Raw genomic sequence first — 19,665 nt, 5'->3', positions numbered from 1 at the left:
GTCACCAACCGCTTGCACAGCAGCACCCCCGACACGAGTTAACAAAGTACTACTAGATCTTGCGCAGGGTCTCCACGGAGATCCCCGCGCATCGGGCCACGTCCACCATGGTGCGGCCGGCACGGGCCTGCCGCAGCAGGGCGACGAGGGCGCAGCCGCGCTCGATCTGGTCTGCGCTCAGCGGTTCACGAACCATGTCGTGAGTCCAGGTGTGTTGATGGGGCGGAGCCCTCGAGGTGCCTTGGGGGTGGGGTGTGGGGTGGCGCCGACGAGGGTTGCGGGGAGCCCCGGCCGGGCTACGCTCGACGCTCCGACGAACACCACCCACCTGAACCGGTCCATGAACCGTCCCACACCAGGCCCCTCAAGGCCCCGCCCCAATCCCCGACCCCCATCAACGATCTCAGGCCCTGTTCGGCGGACACCCGCGCCACCCGTCACCCACCGCCCACCCAGACGGACGCCCGGCGGCACAGTCCTGTTCCGCGCGGCGGAAGGCGTCCACCGAACGGTGCCCGCGCCCCGTCCCGGCCCGCCGGGGTTTGCCCCGGTGCCTGCCGAGGCACTCACACCCATGAGACCCACCCGACCGGCGAAGGTGGTGGAATGGGGGAAAGAACGGGCACCGGCGGGCAGGCACGGGTCCTGGTCGTCGGCTGGTTCTCCTTCGTCGACGGGGAGGCGACCGCCGGCGACGTCGGCGCTGCCGAGGCCGTGTGTGCCGAGCTGGACACCGCCGGGATCACACACGAGACGGCCTGGAGCCCCCGTTTCCGCCCCGAGGGGATCGGCCTCGACCAGGCCCGGAAACGCGGACACACCGACCTGGTGTTCGTGAGCGGGCCCGTGAGCGGGCCCCAGGTCCGCAACCTGCACCGGAACTTCCCGCACTGCCGTCGGATCGCGGTCGGGGTCTCGGCGGTCGACCCCGATGACGCCGCGGCCCGGGGGTTCCACACGATCCTGCCGCGCGACGTGGAGGGGCAGGGCGGACAGCGTGACCTGGCGCCGGGGGCACCTACGGGACGGGACGTGCCCGTGGTGGGGGTCGTCCAGGCCCCCGGCCAGCCCGAGTACGGAACGCGTTCGGCCCACGCCGGGGTCCACCGGCGGCTCGGCCGGTGGTTGGCGGGCCGGGACTGCGCGCGGGTGCCCCTGGACACCCGACTCGACACCCGCGACGGACTGCACTGCGCCGACACGGCCCAGTTCGACGCCCTGGCCGCCCGCACGGACCTGGTCGTCACCACCCGGCTGCACGGGCTCGTGCTCGCGCTGCGCAACGGGGTCCCGGCCCTCGCCGTGGATCCCGTCGCAGGCGGAGCGAAGGTGGCCGCCCAGGGCCTGGCCTGGGACTGGCCGGTGCTCACGGTGGACGGCCCCGAGCACGGCCCCGACCCCGAGGACCTGGACCGGCTGTGGCACTGGTGCCGCAACGAGGGCCGCCGGGCCGCCCGTGCCCGGGCCGCCGAACCCGTCTCGCCCCTCACGGGGGAACTGATGGCAGCGTTGAACACACCGGCCCCGCAGGGCCGGTGAACGGCCCCTCCTCCATCCGCGGAAGGGAGAGCCGCACGGAACCGGGCAGGCGCGGCAGGACCGGAGGCGGCCGGGTCAGGACAGCGCGGGTTCGAGGAGGCGCAGGACCCCGCTCTCGGTGTCCAGCTGCGCGGGCACCCCGAGCGGAACGGTCAGCTGGGCCGCACAGTGCCCGAACTCCAGCCCCCACAGCACCGGTACGCCCAGCGGTTCCAGGCGGTCGCGCATCAGTTCCGCGATCGTGCCCGGGTCCGGCGGGCAGTCGGTCCACGTGCCTAGCACCACCCCGGCCACACCGTCCATCCACCCCGAACGGATCAGGTGGGTGAGCATCCGGTCCAGGCGTGCGACGTCCTCGTTGACGTCCTCCAGAACCAGGATCCCGCCGACGGCCGAAGGACGGCTGTGCGGGGTCGCCAGACCGTCGTTGAGCAGACTCAGGTTCCCGCCGAAGGTCACACCCTCCGCCCGTCCCGGCACGAGGGCGTGGGCCCCCGGTGAGGTCAGCACGGTGCGCTGTTCCGGACGGAACAGGGTGGTGTGCAGCTCGTGCTGGGCGACCGGGTCACCCACGAAGTACTTGGTGCCCACCACGGGACCGTGCACCGTGGCCACCCCCAGCTCCGTCGCGAACGCCTCATGCAGCGCCGTGATGTCGCTGAAGCCCACCAGGGCCTTGGGTCGGGCCGCCCGCATCGCCCCGAAGTCCAGCAGGTCCAGGGTCCTGTGGGCGCCGTCGCCCCCGCGCACGCACAGGACCGCATCGACCTCCGGGTCGCACCAGGCCTCCTGTAGGTCGGCGGCGCGGTCGCTGTCCCGGCCGGCCAGGTAGGGCAGGCGGGGATGCTGGTCGCGCACGTGCGGGCCGAGCCGGACCTCGAACCCCCACCCGGAGAGCACCGCACCCGCGGTTTCCAGCTGCCCCGGCGGCACCGGGCTGCACGGCGCCACCAGGCACACCCGGGAGCCCTGTGACAGCCTCGGCGGGCGTTCCAGTACGGGCACACCGGCCGGGGCCTGTCGCCCGCCCCGTTCGTGTGCCCGTCCCGCTCGCACCCCGGTTGTCGTCCCGCTCATCCCTCACCCTTCGTCCGGGCCCGCGGCCCCTGCGGGCCGCGGACCGACCTCCCGCTGCCGTTCCCGGTCAGGAACGCAGGAACGTGTCCAGGGCGCGCACCCCGAACCGCAGCCCCTCCAGCGGCACACGTTCGTCCACGCCGTGCAGCAGGCCCGTGTAGTCCATACCCTCGCTCTGCAGCAACGGAGAGAACCCGTAACAGTCGATGCCCAGGCGAGCGAAGACCTTCGCGTCGGTCCCCCCGGCCAGGCACACCGGAACCACGTACGCCTGCGGATCGTGCTCCACCAGTGCCTCGCGCATCGCCGAGAACGCGGGGGAGTCCACCGGGGCCGACACCGGCGGCGAGTGGTGGGAGAACTCCCAGGACACACGGTCCCCGGTGAGCTCGTCCATGGCACGGGCGAACTGCTCCTCCGCGCCCGGCAGGACCCGGCCGTCCACACCGCCGACCGCCTCACCCGGGACCACGTTGACCTTGTAACCGGCCGAGAGCATGGTCGGGGCAGCGCTGTTGCGCACCGTCGGGCCGATGAGCGGGGCCGCCCGGCCGAAACGCTCCACCAGTTCGGCGACGGCAGTGTAGGTGTCGGTGTCGCCCGGGGCGCGCTCCACCTCCAAGGCGCGTGCCAACGCGTCGATGGCCGAGCGTGTGACCGGGGTCAGGTGCAGCGGCCATTCGTGCCGGTCGATACGGCAGATCGCCTCAGCCAGCGACGTCACCGCGTTCTCGCGCGGGGGACGGGACCCGTGCCCGGCGGTGCCCTCGGCGCGCAGGTCCAACCAGGCGCTGCCGCGCTCGGCCGCCCCCACCGGATACAGGCGCACCGGGCGCCCCGAGACCGTGGTGGCGTGGACGGTCTCCCCGCCGCCCTCACCGATACCGACCGTGCACCCCTCGAACAGTTCCGGGTGTTCACGTACCAGGAAGTCGGCGCCGTAGCGGGCGCTGTCCTCCTCGTCCGCCACCAGCGCGATCACGACGTCGCGGCGCGGACTCAGGCCGTACCGGGCCCAGTAGCGTACGACCGCGATGATCTGCGCGAGGGTGTTCTTCATGTCCACGGCCCCGCGCCCCCACAGGGCGGGTTCACCGGTGACGGGGCAGTCGTCGATCTCCCCGGAGAAGGGAGGGACCGTCCAGTCCTCGGCGGCAGCCGGAACCACGTCCAGGTGCCCGTGCACCAGGAGCGCCGGCGCGGTCGGATCGGTGCCGGGGATCCGCAGCACCGTGCTGGCACGCCGGGGAGCCGACTCCAGGACCTGCGGGAGGTGCCCGCCGATGCTCAGGGTCTCGGCGGCGAACTCGGCGACCCCGCGTTCGTCGCCGTTCCCGCCCCCGTGGTTGGTCGAGTCGCGGCGGATCAGGTCCCGGGCCAGGTCGACGGCCTCGGCGCCGGCCTCGCACAGTCCGGTGTCCGTTTCGGGAATGGTCGCAGACGGGTGGCCCACGGCTCGGCCTCACTCTCACACGGCTTCACCCCCGGGCACGGAAGTTCCGTCGTGGGTACCGGGGGTCTTGTGCTCTCCTGGGACTCGTCCCGGGAGCGATCGGTTCGCCGCTCCGGGACGCGGGCCGCCGTCCCGGAACGGTCGGGACCCGGACCTCAGTTCTACCTCTCCTTCAGGGGAGCACGAGTCCCTCGACACCGCCGACAGGAGCATCGGGTCGGCAGGCCGGGGAGGCCGACGGCCGGACAAGGTACTGCGTGTGCGCGCCGGGACCCGCACCACCCGCGGGTGTGCCACAGGACGTCGGGCACCGGCGGCGGGGACGTTTCCACCGGGTGGGTCCTCCCGCACCCCGGTCAGGAGGAGGCGTCAACCGTACTGGGACTCCATCGCCTGCGAAACGAGGGTGGAGATCGCCTTGAAACAGCGGATCATCTCGTAGGCGTCGGGCGCGGTGTAGCGCACGCGGCACACCCCGGTGCGTTCCACCCCCGGGACGATCGCTGCGGCCTGCGCCAGGTGCGCGGAGTCGACCTCCACCTCCAGCACCATGGACCGCTGCGGGGCCGGATCCACCGACCCGGCGAGCTCCATGGAGCTCTTGGCGGCCGCGCCGATCGCGGCGGCGGTGCGCGCGGGCGGGCGGCACCGGGCCGCGTACCGGCTCACGTGGTCCTTGACCGCGACCTTGCGCGCCGAGGGGGCGTAGGACTCGGCGTCCTCGCAGGCACGGTCGTCGCCGGTGACCAGCACGACGGGGGTGCCGAACTCCGCGACCACGGCCGCGTTCAGGTATCCCTCGCTCGCGGGGACACCGTCCAGCCACACCCCGGTGAAGGCGTTGGGCAGGTAGGTGTGGGCGAGAACGCCCTCCTCCCCGGCACCGCAGTGGTATCCGAGGAACACGATGCCGTCGACGTCGCCGGACTGGACCCCCTCGACCATGGAGAGTTCCTTGTGGCGCCCGGTGATCATCGTGGCGCGCTCGTCCAGGCGCTCCAGGAGCAGGTTGCGCATGGTCGCGTGGGCCTCGTTGACGAACACCTCGTTCGCCCCGCCGTCGAAGAGCCCCTCGACGGCGGCGTTGACGTCGCTGGTGAACATGGACCGGCAGCGTTGCCACTGTTCCGTGCCGGGTTCGCAGTCGGCGGGCCAGGTGACGCCGGTGGCGCCCTCCATGTCGGCGGAGATGAGGATCTTCACGGGGCCGACCCTACGCGGGTGCTGACCCGAGCGCCATGGCTCGTCCGGGGGAATCGCCGGCCGCTGCTGCTCGTCCTGCGGGTAGCGATCGGGTCTGTGGACGACCCCCACGAGAGCTCCGCGCCCCGTACTCAGGAGGCCTGACCGAGGAGGACGCACATGTCAGCAGGTTCCCGCTCCGGACAGCATCACGCCCCCTCGCGCGGGGCACAGCCCCAAGGAAATCCGCGACGCCCTGCTCCCCGAGGGCGTCGGGGACTTCGACAGTGAGTTCCGCCGGGTCATGGACGATGCGAAGGAACGTCTCGACCTCACAGCGCTGCACGAATTCCTCGAGCACTGGCGCTGGATCGCGATCTCTTCTCAGGATCCAGAAGCTCACCGACACATGATCGATGTCGCGGACAGACTGGAGAGGGGAGAGAACGTCCCCGCGACACCGTGGAGCGAGGCCAAGAAACAGATGGGTTTGTAGGTGTACCGCATCGATCTGGAAGACATCGCGAAGGAGGCAGGTCCGGGAACTTCCCGAACATCTGCTCTCAGATTTGGCCTCACTCTTCACAGTGCTCGAGCTGCAACCTTGGAACGGCCCTGCCTTCGACAAGCGCCATCCCGGGGGCAATATACGCAGGCACCTCCTCGGGACGGACGGTGAGTGCGCTGTGGTCTACCTGATTCTCGAGGACCAGCAACTGGTGCACATTCTCCGTCTCCTCTGGACCTGAACCGACCGTGTGCATGCGCACACACGAGCCCCGGAGTGAACCGGGGCCCGGGACCGTGAGGCGGGTTCAGGGCAGCGTGAGGATCTCCACGCCGGTGTCGGTGATGACGAGTGTGTGCTCGAACTGCGCCGTCCACTTGCGGTCGGCGGTCACGGCGGTCCAGCCGTCGTCCCACAGGTCGTAGTCCACCCCGCCCAGGGTGATCATGGGCTCGATCGTGAACGTCATGCCCGGCTCCATGACCGTGTTCGCGCGCGGGTCGTCGTAGTGCGGCACCACCAGGCCGGAGTGGAACTCCGGACCCACGCCGTGGCCGGTGAAGTCGCGCACCACGCCGTAACCGAACCGCTTGGCGTAGGACTCGATGACGCGGCCGATGATGTTGAGCTGCCGTCCCGGGCGGCACGCCTTGATGGCCCGCATGGTGGCCTCCTCGGTGCGTTCCACCAGCAGGCGGTGCTCCTCGGAGACGTCGCCGCACAGGAACGTGGCGTTGGTGTCGCCGTGCACGCCGTCCTTGTAGGCGGTGATGTCGATGTTGACGATGTCGCCGTCCGAGAGCACGGTGTCGTCGGGGATGCCGTGGCAGATCACCTCGTTGAGGGAGGAGCACAGCGACTTCGGATAGCCCTTGTAACCCAAGGTGCTCGGGTAAGCACCGTGGTCCAGCAGGAAATCGTGACCGATGCGGTCGAGCTCGTCGGTGGTCACGCCCGGACGGACGTTCTTGCCGATCTCCTGCAGGGCCTGCGCGGCGATCCGGCCGGCCTCGCGGATCCGCTCGATGGTCTCCGGGGTCTGGACGTCGCCCAAGAGCCCTTCGGCAGGCTGTTTACGGCCGACGTACTCCGGCCGGACGATGTACGAGGGGACCGAACGTTGTGGCGAGATTCGCCCAGGAACCAGCGGAGAAGTCATGGGTACGAATTGTAGTTCGTGTGCGGCGGCCGCGGGGCTGAGCCGAGTGTGGCGTGAGAGGCTTCGGGCCGAGCCAGGCGGGCATGCTCGGCCCCGGGGACCCCGACAGACTGCGACAGGAGGCCGACATGAGTGACGTACAGGGCGACAACTGGTGGTACTGCCTCAAGCACAACCGGGTCGAGCACGGGGCGGGCTGCCCGAACAAGCAGCGCATGGGTCCCTACCCGGACGAGGCCACGGCCGCGAACGCGCTGGACATCGCAGCCCGCCGCAACGAGGAATGGGACGAGGACGAGGACGAGGAACGCAACACCTGAGACTGCGGGCCGCGCGGCCCCGGCCGGGGCCGCGCATGGCAGGATCGCCTCATGACTACGACCGAAGACAGCACCCCCGAGGTCGACGTCGCCACGGCGACCGTCGCGGTCCTGGGCGGTACCGGTGACCAGGGCCGGGGCCTGGCCAGGCGCCTGGCCCTGGCCGGCAACACCGTCGTCCTGGGTTCCCGTAGCGCCGAGCGCGCCCAGAAGGCCGCCGCCGAGCTCGTGGAGGCGGAGTCCATCAGGGTCGACGTGCGCGGCCTCGACAACACGGCCGCCGCGGCCGAGGGCGACATCGTCGTCGTCGCCGTGCCCTGGGACGGCCACCGCGAACTGCTGGAGGGGCTGGTCGAACCCCTGGCCGGGAAGATCGTCGTGGACTGCGTCAACCCGCTCGGGTTCGACAAGCGCGGTCCGTTCCCGCTGGAGGTACCCGAGGGCAGCGCCGCACAGCAGGCCGAGCAGGTCCTCACCGACAGTCGGGTCACCGCCGCCTTCCACCACGTCTCGGCCCGTCTCCTGCTCGACCCGGAGGTGGCCGAGGTCGACCTGGACGTACTGGTCATGGGGGAGGACCGCGCCGCCACCGACGTGGTGCGTGCCCTGGCCGACCGCATCCCCGGTGTACGGGGGGTCTTCGGCGGTCGGCTGCGCAACGCCCACCAGGTCGAGGCGCTCACCGCCAACCTCATCGCGGTGAACCGCCGCTACAAGACCCACGCCGGGATCCGTATCACCGGTCTGTGAGGCGCGGGTATCCCCTGCTGTCGGTACCGGAACCGGCTGCGGCGCCGGCAGCAGGGCCACGGCGTGCGGTGGTCAGCTCACCCAGTTCTTGACCTTCTCCACCAGGGCCGCCGGGTTCTCACCGACGGGGGTCACGTTCAGCTGGGTGACCCCGGCGGCGCGGAAGGCCTCCACCCGCTCGCGCACGTAGGACTCGGGGCCGACCATGTTGGTCAGCTCCACGAACTCCTCCGGCACGGCCGCGGCCGCCTCGTCCTTCTTGCCGTCCAGGTACAGGTCCTGGATCTTGGCGGCCGCCTCCTCGAAGCCGTACCGCTGGGCGACCGTGTTGTAGAAGTTCTTGCCCTTGGCGCCCATGCCGCCGACGTAGAGCGCGATCATCGGACGCATGAAGTCCAGGAGTTTCTTGGTCTCCTCGCCCTCACCGATGGCGAGCATGCCCCCGGCGCTGATCTCCAACTCGCCCAGGGACGGGTCGCGCTTGGCCTTGCCCTCGGCCAGCGACTCGCCCCAGACCCGGTCGGCCTTCTCCGGGATGAACAGGTGCGGCAGCCAGCCGTCGGCGATCTCGGCGGTCATCGCCACGTTCTTCACGCCCAGGGCCGCCACGTGGATGGGGATGTCCTTGCGCACGGGGTGGTTGATGATCTTGAGGGGTTTGCCCAGCCCGGTGCCCTGTTCGGGGGGAAGCGGGAGCTGGTAGGCCTTCCCGTCGTGGGTCAGGCGCTCCTCCCGGGCCCAGATCCTGCGGCAGATCTCGATGGTCTCGCGTGTGCGGGTCAGCGGTTTGGTGTAGGGCACCCCGTGGAAACCCTCGATGACCTGAGGCCCGCTCGCGCCCAGGCCCAGGACCGCTCGGCCGTCGGAGACGTTGTCCAGTCCGGCGGCGGTCATCGCGATGAGGGAGGGGGTGCGGCTGTACAGGGGCAGGATGCCGGACGCGATCTTCACCCGCTCGGTGCGTGCGGCGAGATAGCCCATGAGGGTGGGGCCGTCGAACCCGTAGACCTCGGCGACCCAGACGGTGTCGAGCCCGGCCTTCTCGAGTGCGACCACCGAGTCGGCGGCCGCCTTCGGGTCGCCGTCGTACTGGAGCTGCGTGGAGATGCGCATGTGTCCTCGTCCCTTCCGGAGGGCGTTCCCGCGGCGCCCGGGGCCCGTGCACCGGCCGCTGCTCGGTCCCGCCTCACTGTACTACCGAGTAGTGTTCCGGTTGTTGCCTGAGTCACAGGTGCGGGTCGGCCCCGTAACCCCGGGCGGCCCACGCGAAGAACCGCCGACCGGCGCACGGTCGGCGGCCCTGTGTTCGACGTGCCCTCACGGCACCGGGTCAGTCTCCGTAGGAGTGCTGCTCCTCCGGGAAGGTTCCGTCCCGGACCTCCTCGGCGTAGGTCTCGGCCGCCTCACGCAGGGACGAACGCAGGTCGGTGAAGGTCTTGACGAACTTCGGGGTCCAGTCGCTCAGGCCGGCCATGTCCTGCCACACCAGCACCTGCGCGTCGGTCGAGTCCCCCGCCCCGATCCCGATCGTGGGGATGGCCAACTGCTCGGTCACACGCGAGCCCAGGTCCGCCGGCACAGCTTCGAGGACGACCGCGAAGGCGCCCGCGCGCTCCATCTCCTCGGCGTCCTTCAGCAACTGCTCGGCGGCCTCCCCGCGCCCCTGGACACGGAACCCGCCCAGGGTGTTGACCGACTGCGGGGTCAGGCCCACGTGCGCCATGACCGGGACCCCGGCCCGGACCAGCAGCTCCACGTGCGGGGCGATCTCCTGACCGCCCTCCAGCTTGATCGCCTGGGCGCGCCCCTCCTTCATGAAGCGGGTGGCGCTCTCCAGGGCCTGCTGGGGCGAACCCTCGTAGGAGCCGAACGGCAGGTCGGCCACCACCAGGGCCCGGCTGGTGGAACGGGCCACCCCCGCCACCAGGGGAAGCAGCTCGTCGACCGAGACGGGCACGGTCGTGTCGTAGCCGTAGACGACGTTGGCGGCAGAGTCGCCCACGAGCAGGACCGGGATGCCCGCCTCGTCGAAGATCCGTGCGCTCATGGCGTCGTAGCTGGTCAGCATCGGCCAGCGTTCGCCGCGCCCCTTGGCCAGGGCCAGGTCGCGCACGGTGACGCGTCGGTTGCTGATCCCGCCGTAGAGGGCGCCGCCGTTCGACGGTGTTGTGGTCGTGGTGTTCATGATCGTTCCTCCGTGGCCTCGAGGCACCTCGCGGGTGTCCCCGGGCGTTGTGGACGATTGTCGCTGTCCGCGCAGCACGCGGTGTCCGCATCATCGCACGGGTACGTTCGTGCGCCTTTCGTCGGGTGGAACCCGAATACGGCCCCGGTTCATCCCCGCAGCGTGTGTGTCCTGCCGGTCCGGCACAGGCGATGTGGGCGGAGCCGGGGTGATGGGTTCCGGAACCGGGAAGGGACATCCGACGTGGACAGGGTCACAGGGCAGACTGGAGCGCAAGGACGGTGACGTGGACAGACAGACAGCACATCGCCGCAGGTGGGGCGCGCTCGTCGTCCTGATCATCTGCCTGCTGGTGCTCGTGGCCGACAACACGATCCTCAACGTGGCACTGCGTGTGCTCTCCGACCCCGAGATGGGTGTGGGTGCGAGCCAGGCTCAACTGGCGTGGGCGATCAACTCCTACACGCTGGTCTTCGCCGGCCTGCTGTTCACCTTCGGTGTGCTCGGTGACCGGTGGGGCCGCCGGCGTCTGCTCACGACAGGTCTGCTCGTCTTCGGTACGGCCTCGGCGCTGTCGGCCTACGCCCAGAGCCCCGAACAGCTCATCGTCGCCCGCGCCTTCATGGGGCTGGGTGCGGCGATGGTCATGCCGCAGACCCTGTCGATCATCACGGACGTCTTTCCTCCCGACGAGCGCCCGCGCGCCATCGGGGTCTGGGCCGGCGCGGTCGGGCTCGCGCTGGCGATCGGGCCCACCGCGGGCGGCCTGCTCCTGGAGCACTTCTGGTGGGGATCGATCTTCCTCATCAACGTGCCCTTCGTCCTGGTGGGCCTGTCGCTGATCTTCGTGTTCATCCCGGAGTCGCGTGAGGAGAACCCCGGGCGCCTGGATCTGGTGGGGGTATTGTTGTCGGTCCCCGGCCTGGTGTCGCTGATCTACGGGGTCATCACCGCGGGGGAGAGGAGCTCGCTGACCGATCCCGACGTGGTCGTGGCCCTACTGGTCGGGCTCGGGGTGCTGACCCTGTTCGTGGTGCACGAGTCGCGTGTGGAGAACCCCTCGCTGGACGTACGCTTCTTCCGCAACCCGCGCTTCAGTGTCTCCATCGCCGTGATCCTGCTGCTGTTCTTCAGCATGGCCGGAATCATTTTCTTCATGAGCTTCTATTGGCAGAGCGTGCGAGAGTTCAGCCCGCTCGTGGCCGGTCTGCTCGTGTTGCCTTCGGCGGTGGCACAGATGATCTTCGCGCCGCTGAGCCCCACCCTCGTGCGCCGGGTGGGGCCGCGTGCGGTGGCCGCGGGCGGCATCGTCGCGGTGTGCTGCTCGTTCGCGTTCTTCGCCGTGATCCAGCAGGAGACCCCCGTCCCGCTCGTCCTGGTCTTCTTCTTCGTGCAGGCGGGGGCGATGGCGAGCGTACTCACGCCCGCCACCGACGCGATCGTCTCCTCGGTTCCGCCGGGCAAGGCCGGTGCGGCCTCGGCCGTGCAGAACACCGCCCGCCAGATCGCCACCGCCATGGGTGTGGCGGTACTGGGCGCGGTCATCTCCTTCCACTACCGCTCGGCGATCTCCCCGGTACTGACACGGGTGGCCGAGGAGGAGGATGTTCCCGTGGAGCGCTCCCGCCCCGCGGGTGAGTCGATCGAGGCGACCATGGCCCTGGCCCGTGAGCTCGGCGGTTCCGGACAGGCGCTGATCGCCCCGGCCAAGGAGGCGTTCGTCTCGGGCATGCACCTGGCGGCGCTGATTTCGCTCGCCTTCGGTCTCCTCGGCCTCGTCGTGGTGCTCGTCTGGATGCCGCGCACCTCCGATCGGCACGGCAGCGCCGGGGGTCGCGGCTCCGGTACTCATGCGCAGTGAAGCGGCCCGCATACCTTGGGGACATGCGCCTGACCGCTTTCACCGACGTTTCCCTCCGCCTGGTCATGCGGCTGGCCGTGGCCGACGACGGCGAACGCCTGACCACACGGGCCGCGGCCGGCATGCTCGCCGTGCCCTACACACACATGGCCAAGGCCGTGGCCCGCCTGTCCGAGATGGGGCTGGTGGAGGCCCGGCGCGGCCGTGGGGGAGGGCTGTTGCTGACCGAGGCCGGCCGTGCTTCCTCCGTCGGCGCGATCGTGCGTGAACTCGAAGGTGACGGAGATCTCGCAGGTTGTGAGGACGACCCGCCCTGCCCGTTGCGTGAGGCCTGTCGCCTCCGGAGCGCTCTGGTCCAGGCGCGGGAGGCCTTCTACGCCTCGTTGGACCAGGTCAGCGTCGAATCATTGGTGGCTTCTCCCGCGCACCGGACTCTGACCCTGCTGCGCGAACCTCCGGTCGGGGGCTGAGGGGCTGGGGCGGACGTCCCTGTACACAGCCGACGAAAGACCTTTCGTCGGGCAGGCCCCATGCCTCTGTCGCACGGGCCCTGTGCCCCTGCCCGGTCGGGAAACCTGCGCAGGACACTGAGGGTGTGGGGGCTCCTGGGGGCACCCCGGAGGGCGCCTCCCAGGTCCCGGGATTAATATGCATCTCAGATGCCAATTAACCGGTTCGGGGCACCCCGAAGAAGGAGGAGCATGCTCTCCGAAGAGTCCGCAGCCACCGTCCGCGCCACCCTCCCGGTCGTGTCCGAGCACCTCGACACCATCACCGCCCGGTTCTACGACGGGATGCTGGGTGAACACCCCGAGCTGCTCGACGGCCTGTTCAACCGGGCCAACCAGGCCAGCGGGGACCAGCGCAGGGCCCTCGCCGCCTCCATCGCCGGCTTCGCCACCACCCTGCTGGACAACCCCGACGAGCGCCCCGACACACTGCTCTCGCGTATCGCGCACAAACACGTCTCCCTCGGAGTGACCGAGGACCAGTACGTGATCGTGCACAAGTACCTCTTCCAGGGCATCGCCGAGACCCTCGGGGAAGCCGCAACCCCCGAGGTCGTCGCCGCCTGGGACGAGGTCTACTGGCTCATGGCCGGAGCACTCATCGCCATCGAGGCCCGCCTCTACCACGAGAACGGCTCCACCGGACACGACGTCTGGAGACCCTGGCGCGTGACCGGCCGTGCCCAGCAGACCCCCGACACCGTCTCCCTCGACCTCGAACCGCAGGACGGGGACGCCGCGCCCGTCTTCCGCGCCGGCCAGTACGTCAGCGTGCAGGTACGCCTGTCCGACGGGGTACGCCAGGCACGCCAGTACTCCCTCACCGGCTGGGACGGCCGCCGGCGACGCATCACCGTCAAACGCCTGCGTGCGGGCGAGACCCCGGCCGGCGAGGTCTCCACCCTGCTGCACGACTCCGCCTCCCCGGGGGACACCTACATGGTCTCCACCCCGGCCGGTGACGTCACCGTGCCCGACGGCGACCACCCGATCGTGCTCGTCTCGGCAGGGATCGGCTGCACACCCATGGTCGCGATGCTGCACCACCTGGCCGAGACCGGCAGCACCCGCCCGGTCCTCGTCCTGCACGCCGACCACGGACCCGAGGAACACCCCCACCGCGACGAGACGGCGGTGCTCGTCGGGAACCTGCCCGGAGCCACCTCCCACACCTGGTACGAGAACAGCGACGACGGTGACCACCGCGGCTTCATGGACCTGTCGGAGGTGGACGTGCCCGAGGGGGCCGAAGTCTTCCTCTGCGGCCCCCTGCCGTTCATGAGCGGCGTGCGCTCCCAGTTCCTCGACGCCGGTGTACCACCGCGCCACATCCACTACGAGGTCTTCGGCCCCGACATGTGGCTCGGCGCCGCTTGAGACCGCCCCTGAGACATGATCCGGTCGACAGGTTCGCGCAGGACCCGGGGCCGGCGGCCGGGACCACCGGTCCCGGCCGCCGGGCCCTCGCGCAACATCCGGGGTTCACCGGCCCGAGGGGCCCTCGGCTGCACCGGTCAGATGGGCCATCGAGGCCTCCATGTCCACGGCGTTGTGCGGCTGGTTGTAGGGCAGCTTGGACAGCGCCATCGCCATACCGCAGGTATTGGTCACCGCTGCGAAGGTCAGGCCCGCACCGATGAAGGCGGCCACCCACACCGCCGGCTGCCAGGCCAGGCTGGTAAGAGCCGAGACCAGGACGATGCTCCCGGCCACCAAACGCACCTGGCGTTCCAGGGCCCAGCGCTCCCTGCCGCGCACTACCGGAGCGCCGACCGCCTCCCAGGTGTTCATACCTCCGGTCATCACGGTGGCGTCGGCAGCCCCGGCCTCGGCGAGCCGGTCGTGGAACTGCTCGGCGCGCGGTCCGGCCTGGCAGACCAGGATCAGGGGTCCGCGTGCGTCGGCGGCGAGGCGCTCCAGGTACGGCTCGGACCGGCCCAGGGGCAGGTTCACCGACCCGTCGATGTGGGAGCTCTCGTACTCGGCGGGTGTGCGTACGTCGACCACGAGAGTGTCGGGGGCGCGCTCGAGGAGGGCGCGCACGGAAGGGACGTCGATACTGCTTCGGGACATGAGGAACTCCGGTTTCCAGAGCGGTTCAGGAGGACAGCAGGTGGTAGGCCCGGTAGCCGCCAATGAGGTCGGCGACCTGCGTGTGGCCCTGCGCGCGCAGGCGGCTGGCGGCAACGCTGGAGCGGTAACCGCCCGCGCAGTGCACCACCACCGGGCGGTCGGTGGGCAGTTCCCCGCCGCGTTCGGGCACATGTGCCAGGGGGATGTGCACCGAGCCCTCGATCACACCGCTCTCACGCTCGGCCGAGCCGCGCACGTCCACGACCACGGGAGGGGCCTCGCTCGCGAGGAGGCGGGCGAGCTCGGTGGCCTCCACCCGCGGTGCCCGGGTGACCTCGTCGGGGACAGCGGTCATGGCGGCCTCCGGGTGTTCGAGGTGCCCGGCGACCCGGTCCAGGCCCACCCGTGCCAGTCGCATCACGACCTCCTGTTCCCGTCCCGGTGCGGCCACGACCAGGATCCTGCTCTCAGGATCGACCATCATCCCGGAGGTCTCGGCGAACCGGCCGTCGATTCCCACGTTCAGGGCCCCGCGCAGGTGCCCGGCGGAGAAGGACTGGTGGTCACGGGCGTCCACGACCACCGCGCCCCCGGCACGCAGACGCAGGAACTCCTCCAGCCCCAGCGGCTTCGTGAGTGCCCCGAGGTCGACCGGGTCGCGCTGCTGCCGGTTGCGTGCAGCGTCGTAGGGGAAGTAGGCCGGGATCGCCTCCTGGCCCTCCCGGACCAGTTCCACGAACTCCGCCTGGCTCATCGGCTGAACCGCGTAGTTGGTGCGTCGCTGATCGCCGATCGTGGACTGCCGCTCAGTGGAGATGTTCTTGCCGCACGCCGAGCCGGCGCCGTGGCCGGGGAACAGACGCGTGGTGTCGGGCAGGGCCATGAGTTTGTTGTGCACCGAGTCGTAGAGTTTCGGCGCCAGCTCGTCCGGGGTGTGCCCGAAGGACGCGGCCAGGTCGGGGCGGCCCACGTCGCCGATGAAGAGGGCGTCCCCGGTCAGGACCCCGTAGGGGGCCGCGTCGCCCGCGCGTTCGTACACCACGAGGCTGATGGACTCGGGTGTGTGTCCGGGCGTGTGCAGGACTTCCAGCTCGACCTCGCCCAGCCCGATGCGCTCGCCTTCGACCAGTGCCCGGAAGTCGAACTCCGCCTCGGCCGTCTTGCCGTACCCGATCCAGGCCCCGGTGCGCTCGGCGATCTCGAAGTGTCCGGAGATGAAGTCCGCGTGCAGGTGGGTGTTGATCACCCCGACGATGTCGAGTCCCTGCGAGCGGGCGTCGGAGAGGTACTCGTCCACGTCGATGCGGGGATCGACGACGACGGCCTTCCCGGTCGTCTCGTCACCGATCAGGTACGAGGCCTGGGAGAGGCAGTCGAGGTAATACTGGGTCAGGATCATATTTGTGCTCCTTCGTGGTCGTTGTGTACTCCGGGGGGTATGCAGGAAGTGTGGATCCCCCCGGGGTATCCACATGGTGCGGGCACCCCCGCGGGCGTACGGGCGGCGCAGGGCCCCGGGGAGGGTGTGTCGAAGGCGGGGTGGCCCAGGGCTGTCCCGAAGTGGGTCAGGCCAGGGCGAGGAAGAGTTTCTCCAGCTCCTGTTCGGTCATTTCGGGCTCTTCGCCGCGATCACGGACGGCGTTGCAATGGCGCAGCCCACTGGAGACGATCCTGAACCCGGCCCGGTCCAGGGCGCGCGAGACCGCGGCGAGCTGCTGCAGCACTTCGGTGCAGTCCTCGCCCTGCTCCATCATGTCGATCACCCCGGTCAACTGCCCCTGTGCGCGGCGCAGACGGGTGAGTGCGTCGCCAACCATTTCCGGCTTCAAATCCATCAGTCATCACCTCACCCTCGTCAACATACCCCCGGGCGTACCCATTCCCTTTTCCTTGTGAGGTGGGGCACAAGGCCCCGAGAGGTGCGGTCCCCGTCTGCCGGACGGGGACCGAGGGCACAGGGCACTCAGAGAGTCGGCAGGTACCGCTGCAGTTCGTAGGGGGTCACCTGGCGACGGTAGGAGGTCCACTCCGCCTTCTTGTTGCGCAGGAAGAAGTCGAAGACGTGCTCCCCCAGGGCCTCGGCGAGCAGTTCGCTGTTCTCCATGATGCGCAGAGCCTCGTCCAGACTCTGCGGAAGGGGGCGGATCCCGAGCGCGCGACGTTCGGCATCGGTCAGGGCCCACACGTCGTCCTCGGCGCCCGGGGGCAGCTCGTAGCCCTCCTCGATGCCCTTGAGACCGGCGGCCAGGATCACCGCGTAGGCGAGGTAGGGGTTGCAGGAGGAATCCAGGGAGCGGATCTCGATCCTGCTCGAGTTGGACTTGCCCGGCTTGTACATGGGAACCCGCACCAGCGCGGAGCGGTTGTTGTGTCCCCAGCAGATGTAGGCGGGTGCCTCCCCGCCGGCACCGGCCGATGCGGCCGGGTCGTCCCACAGGCGCTTGTAGGAGTTGACCCACTGGTTGGTCACGGCCGTGATCTCGTCGGCGTGCCGCAACAGGCCCGCGATGAAGCCCCGGCCGACCTTGGACAGCTGGTACTCCGCGCCGGGCTCGTAGAAGGCGTTGCGGTCGCCCTCGAACAGCGACAGGTGGGTGTGCATACCCGAGCCCGGGTACTCGGTGAAGGGCTTGGGCATGAAGGTGGCGTAGACACCCTGCTCCATCGCCACTTCCTTCATGACGAGCCGGAAGGTCATGATGTTGTCGGCGGTGGTGAGCGCATCGGCGTAACGCAGGTCGATCTCCTGCTGGCCCGGGCCGGCCTCGTGGTGGCTGAACTCCACCGATATGCCCATCGCCTCGAGCATGTTGATGGCGTTGCGCCGGAAGTCGTGCGCGCTGTTGTGCGGCGTGTGGTCGAAGTACCCGCCCAGGTCGTTGGGTTCGGGGTGCTCCCCGTGCTCGGGCATCTTCTTGAGCAGGTAGAACTCGATCTCGGGGTGGGTGTAGAACGTGAACCCGAGGTCGGAGGCCTTGCCGAGCTGGCGCTTGAGCACGTGGCGCGGGTCGGCGGGCGAGGGGGAGCCGTCGGGCATCAGGATGTCGCAGTACATGCGCGCGGTACCGTGCGGTTCGTCGCGCCAGGGCAGGGGCTGGAAGGTCGAGGGGTCGGGCTGGGCGAGCATGTCGGCCTCGTAGACCCGCGCGAAACCCTCGATGGCCGAACCGTCGAAACCGATGCCCTCGGAGAAGGCGGCCTCCAGTTCGGCGGGGGCGATCGCCACGGACTTGAGGTACCCGAGCACGTCGGTGAACCACAGCCGCACGAACCGGATGTCGCGCTCCTCCAGTGTGCGGAGCACGAATTCCTGCTGTCGATTCACGTTCAACCTTCCTCGATGCCGGTCGTCCGGGTGGCTGGCGCACGGGGGTGCGGGCAGCCGGCCCCCGTGTCCCATCGCCAGTCTGCCGTGTGGATATTTCCGCCGGGTTTCCGGACCGCAGGTGACCCTGCCGGTTCCGTGCCCCCTCCGCACACGGGGTGGCCTGCGGTAAGGGTGCCTCACCTCCACCGTGCGGGGCGAATCGCCACGGCCCGTACCGGGACGACCGGGACCCCGGCGTCCTACCCGGCTCTGCGGAAGAGGGTGTAGTCACTGCCGTCGGCGAACACGGTGCTCTCCACCCGCCGGAACGCCTGCGGTTCGAAGCCGTGCTCGAAGAGCGGCCGTCCCGAGCCGGCCACCACGGGGTAGCGCTTGAGCAGGAGCTCGTCGATCTCGGGAAGCAGCACGCCGGCGACGGTGGGGCCGCCCACCAGGCAGATGCCGAGCCCTTCCTCCTGTTTGAGTTCGCGCACCGTGGTGAGTGGGTCGGAGGCCACCACGGTCACGTTCGGGTCGACGTCGTAGCGCAGGGAGCGGGAGAAGACGTACTCGCGCATGTGCCCGTAGGGGCTGCTCACGCCCGCGTCGAGGCCGACCTGGTAGGAGCCCCGGCCCTGGAGCATCGTGTCGAAGCTGCGGTTGGGCGCGTCGATGCCGAAGCGGGCCCGGAGGTGGGAGGGCACCAGCTCGGGCCAGCAGCGGGTCAGGTGTTCGCCGATCTCCGGGCTCTCCGGGAAGAAGTCGAACGTGCCGTCGGGTGCGCAGACGAATCCGTCCAGGGTGAGGGCCACGAAGTAGGTCAGGGTGCGCACTGTGCCTCCAGGGGGTCGGTGGTCGACCGTGGAAGCATGCCACGCCCGGAGCGCACACGGAGCGGCTGGGGCCGCTCGAAAGTGTCCGAATGCGGACACAGGTGCTCAAGGTGGTGGGGCAAGAGCAAGACTTCTGGCGGCGGCGCGTGTCACCGGAGGTGCGGATCGGTGCACCCATAGTTGTCTGGTCCTGTTCGCAGTGCTGAGGACAGGAGGCGCAGGATGGCTCGGATCGCGCAGAAGAACTGGAACCCGGTGGCCGGCTGGGTCGGAGTGGGCGCGACGGGGCTCCTGATCTCGGCCTCTGGCCCGGTGGCGGCGGCCCCCGACGGGCACGAGGGCCCGGACGGGGGCGGGTCGCCGCCGGTGGGGGTCTCGATCGACGGGGTCGATGGGCCGGTCGGCCCGGGGGAGGAGGTCACGTTCGACCTCACCGTGGACAACAGCGGCGACCGGCCGGTGGACCAGGCACTCCTCGCCCAGCACGTGCCCGACGGCATGGAGCTCGTCTCCGCGGGGGACGAGGGGGTGATCGAGCAGAACATCGCCAATTGGGTGGTGGAACTGCCTCCGGGGGAGAGCGCCGAGTACACCGTGACGGCGCGCCTGGACGGGGGCACGCGCCCCGGGCGGCAGTTGGGCAGCACCGCGTGTCTGCTGCTGGAGCGCGAGACCGAACCCGCCGCGTGTGCGACCGAGAACCTTGCGGTGGTCGAGGAGGGCCGGGGCGCCGACCTCGCGGGTGCGGCCGGGGGCGAGCACCTGTTGCGCGTGGCGGGGGCGGGGCTCGTGGCCCTGTTCGTATGGATGCTCTGGCGCCGCCGTGGGGTGCTGTTGGGGCGCTAGGGTCTGTAACGGTGGGGCCCGCTCCGGGGCGTGCGGTCCTGTTGCGAGCGTTGCGTCCTCGGC

At 70.1% G+C, this 19,665-nt stretch carries 19 protein-coding genes and 1 pseudogene; 8 read left to right on the top strand and 12 right to left on the bottom strand.

Annotated features, from left to right (window positions below; genetic code table 11):
- Positions 1–55: 55 nt before the first annotated feature.
- Positions 56–196: pseudogene (locus D456_RS24795) on the bottom strand (helix-turn-helix domain-containing protein); the annotation flags it as partial.
- A 410-nt stretch (positions 197–606) separates the two neighbouring features.
- On the opposite strand from D456_RS24795, the gene D456_RS0121985 reads away from it, so the two are divergent.
- Positions 607–1,539, top strand: a complete 933-nt coding sequence (locus tag D456_RS0121985; RefSeq protein ID WP_017578336.1) for a polysaccharide pyruvyl transferase family protein — start codon at positions 607–609, stop codon at positions 1,537–1,539.
- Between the two features lie 75 nt (positions 1,540–1,614).
- Here D456_RS0121985 and D456_RS0121980 read toward each other — a convergent pair whose 3' ends face one another.
- From D456_RS0121980 to D456_RS0121970, 3 genes are all read right to left on the bottom strand, one after another.
- Entirely contained in the window at positions 1,615–2,616 is a 1,002-nt protein-coding gene (locus D456_RS0121980) for a S66 peptidase family protein (RefSeq protein WP_026116121.1), read from the bottom strand.
- Between the two features lie 67 nt (positions 2,617–2,683).
- Positions 2,684–4,069 carry a M20/M25/M40 family metallo-hydrolase gene (locus D456_RS0121975; RefSeq protein WP_017578334.1) on the bottom strand — a complete coding sequence of 462 codons (1,386 nt, stop codon included), beginning with the start codon at positions 4,067–4,069 and terminating at the stop codon, positions 2,684–2,686.
- A gap of 369 nt (positions 4,070–4,438) precedes the next feature.
- Positions 4,439–5,272, bottom strand: a complete 834-nt coding sequence (locus D456_RS0121970; protein WP_017578333.1) for a M55 family metallopeptidase — start codon at positions 5,270–5,272, stop codon at positions 4,439–4,441.
- A gap of 94 nt (positions 5,273–5,366) precedes the next feature.
- On the opposite strand from D456_RS0121970, the gene D456_RS0121965 reads away from it, so the two are divergent.
- Entirely contained in the window at positions 5,367–5,747 is a 381-nt protein-coding gene (locus tag D456_RS0121965) for a DUF6247 family protein (RefSeq protein ID WP_338036333.1), read from the top strand.
- A gap of 319 nt (positions 5,748–6,066) precedes the next feature.
- On the opposite strand, the gene map is transcribed toward D456_RS0121965, so the two are convergent.
- Positions 6,067–6,918 (bottom strand): type I methionyl aminopeptidase, encoded by an 852-nt coding sequence (gene map / locus D456_RS0121955; protein WP_169336008.1) that lies wholly within the window; start codon positions 6,916–6,918, stop codon positions 6,067–6,069.
- 128 nt (positions 6,919–7,046) lie between these two features.
- Here map and D456_RS0121950 point away from each other — a divergent pair, with 128 nt between their 5' ends.
- Together D456_RS0121950 and npdG are read left to right on the top strand one after the other, a co-directional pair.
- Positions 7,047–7,238: a hypothetical protein gene (locus D456_RS0121950; protein ID WP_026116119.1), complete on the top strand. Its 192-nt coding sequence runs from the start codon at positions 7,047–7,049 to the stop codon at positions 7,236–7,238.
- Positions 7,239–7,289: 51 nt separating this feature from the next.
- Positions 7,290–7,988, top strand: a complete 699-nt coding sequence (gene npdG / locus D456_RS0121945; protein ID WP_017578328.1) for an NADPH-dependent F420 reductase — start codon at positions 7,290–7,292, stop codon at positions 7,986–7,988.
- 72 nt (positions 7,989–8,060) lie between these two features.
- On the opposite strand, the gene D456_RS0121940 is transcribed toward npdG, so the two are convergent.
- A complete protein-coding gene (locus D456_RS0121940; protein ID WP_017578327.1) occupies positions 8,061–9,101 on the bottom strand; it encodes an LLM class F420-dependent oxidoreductase in 1,041 nt (346 codons plus the stop codon).
- A gap of 217 nt (positions 9,102–9,318) precedes the next feature.
- Positions 9,319–10,173 (bottom strand): 3-methyl-2-oxobutanoate hydroxymethyltransferase, encoded by an 855-nt coding sequence (panB, locus tag D456_RS0121935; RefSeq protein ID WP_017578326.1) that lies wholly within the window; start codon positions 10,171–10,173, stop codon positions 9,319–9,321.
- A gap of 286 nt (positions 10,174–10,459) precedes the next feature.
- Between panB and D456_RS0121930 the strand changes: the two genes are divergently transcribed.
- The 3 genes from D456_RS0121930 to D456_RS0121920 all read left to right on the top strand — a co-directional run bounded on the left by D456_RS0121930 (position 10,460) and on the right by D456_RS0121920 (position 13,920).
- Positions 10,460–12,034 (top strand): MFS transporter, encoded by a 1,575-nt coding sequence (locus D456_RS0121930; RefSeq protein ID WP_051049525.1) that lies wholly within the window; start codon positions 10,460–10,462, stop codon positions 12,032–12,034.
- A 23-nt stretch (positions 12,035–12,057) separates the two neighbouring features.
- On the top strand, positions 12,058–12,504 hold the full coding sequence (locus tag D456_RS0121925; RefSeq protein WP_017578324.1) for an RrF2 family transcriptional regulator: 447 nt from the start codon (positions 12,058–12,060) through the stop codon (positions 12,502–12,504).
- Between the two features lie 231 nt (positions 12,505–12,735).
- Positions 12,736–13,920 (top strand): globin domain-containing protein, encoded by a 1,185-nt coding sequence (locus D456_RS0121920; RefSeq protein WP_017578323.1) that lies wholly within the window; start codon positions 12,736–12,738, stop codon positions 13,918–13,920.
- A 105-nt stretch (positions 13,921–14,025) separates the two neighbouring features.
- Here the strand turns inward: D456_RS0121920 and D456_RS0121915 are convergent, their stop codons facing one another.
- The 5 genes from D456_RS0121915 to D456_RS0121895 form a co-directional block, all read right to left on the bottom strand.
- Positions 14,026–14,616, bottom strand: coding sequence for a rhodanese-like domain-containing protein (locus tag D456_RS0121915; RefSeq protein ID WP_017578322.1), 591 nt, complete (start codon positions 14,614–14,616; stop codon positions 14,026–14,028).
- Between the two features lie 25 nt (positions 14,617–14,641).
- A complete protein-coding gene (locus tag D456_RS0121910; RefSeq protein WP_017578321.1) occupies positions 14,642–16,015 on the bottom strand; it encodes an MBL fold metallo-hydrolase in 1,374 nt (457 codons plus the stop codon).
- 166 nt (positions 16,016–16,181) lie between these two features.
- The gene (locus tag D456_RS0121905; RefSeq protein ID WP_017578320.1) at positions 16,182–16,451 is read right to left on the bottom strand and encodes a metal-sensitive transcriptional regulator; all 270 of its coding nucleotides are present in this window, start codon (positions 16,449–16,451) and stop codon (positions 16,182–16,184) included.
- 128 nt (positions 16,452–16,579) lie between these two features.
- Complete coding sequence (glnA, locus tag D456_RS0121900) at positions 16,580–17,941, bottom strand: type I glutamate--ammonia ligase (RefSeq protein ID WP_026116118.1); 1,362 nt, start codon at positions 17,939–17,941, stop codon at positions 16,580–16,582.
- Between the two features lie 242 nt (positions 17,942–18,183).
- Positions 18,184–18,756 carry a dihydrofolate reductase family protein gene (locus tag D456_RS0121895; protein ID WP_017578318.1) on the bottom strand — a complete coding sequence of 191 codons (573 nt, stop codon included), beginning with the start codon at positions 18,754–18,756 and terminating at the stop codon, positions 18,184–18,186.
- Between the two features lie 222 nt (positions 18,757–18,978).
- On the opposite strand from D456_RS0121895, the gene D456_RS0121890 reads away from it, so the two are divergent.
- The gene (locus tag D456_RS0121890; protein ID WP_017578317.1) at positions 18,979–19,602 is read left to right on the top strand and encodes a DUF11 domain-containing protein; all 624 of its coding nucleotides are present in this window, start codon (positions 18,979–18,981) and stop codon (positions 19,600–19,602) included.
- Positions 19,603–19,665 lie beyond the last annotated feature (63 nt).

The organism is Nocardiopsis kunsanensis DSM 44524 (assembly GCF_000340965.1).
In the GTDB taxonomy this organism is placed as follows: Bacteria; Actinomycetota; Actinomycetes; order Streptosporangiales; family Streptosporangiaceae; genus Nocardiopsis; species Nocardiopsis kunsanensis.
This window is presented reverse-complemented; position numbering and strand designations above follow the sequence as displayed.

Coding starts and splice junctions, on each gene's coding strand:
- npdG (WP_017578328.1), top strand. CDS start 7,290: ATGACTACGACCGAAGACAGCACCCCCGAGGTCGACGTCGCCACGGCG.
- D456_RS0121980 (WP_026116121.1), bottom strand. CDS start 2,616: ATGAGCGGGACGACAACCGGGGTGCGAGCGGGACGGGCACACGAACGG.
- D456_RS0121940 (WP_017578327.1), bottom strand. CDS start 9,101: ATGCGCATCTCCACGCAGCTCCAGTACGACGGCGACCCGAAGGCGGCC.
- D456_RS0121985 (WP_017578336.1), top strand. CDS start 607: ATGGGGGAAAGAACGGGCACCGGCGGGCAGGCACGGGTCCTGGTCGTC.
- map (WP_169336008.1), bottom strand. CDS start 6,918: ATGACTTCTCCGCTGGTTCCTGGGCGAATCTCGCCACAACGTTCGGTC.
- D456_RS0121910 (WP_017578321.1), bottom strand. CDS start 16,015: ATGATCCTGACCCAGTATTACCTCGACTGCCTCTCCCAGGCCTCGTAC.
- D456_RS0121905 (WP_017578320.1), bottom strand. CDS start 16,451: ATGGATTTGAAGCCGGAAATGGTTGGCGACGCACTCACCCGTCTGCGC.
- D456_RS0121915 (WP_017578322.1), bottom strand. CDS start 14,616: ATGTCCCGAAGCAGTATCGACGTCCCTTCCGTGCGCGCCCTCCTCGAG.
- panB (WP_017578326.1), bottom strand. CDS start 10,173: ATGAACACCACGACCACAACACCGTCGAACGGCGGCGCCCTCTACGGC.
- D456_RS0121950 (WP_026116119.1), top strand. CDS start 7,047: ATGAGTGACGTACAGGGCGACAACTGGTGGTACTGCCTCAAGCACAAC.
- D456_RS0121925 (WP_017578324.1), top strand. CDS start 12,058: ATGCGCCTGACCGCTTTCACCGACGTTTCCCTCCGCCTGGTCATGCGG.
- D456_RS0121890 (WP_017578317.1), top strand. CDS start 18,979: ATGGCTCGGATCGCGCAGAAGAACTGGAACCCGGTGGCCGGCTGGGTC.
- D456_RS0121920 (WP_017578323.1), top strand. CDS start 12,736: ATGCTCTCCGAAGAGTCCGCAGCCACCGTCCGCGCCACCCTCCCGGTC.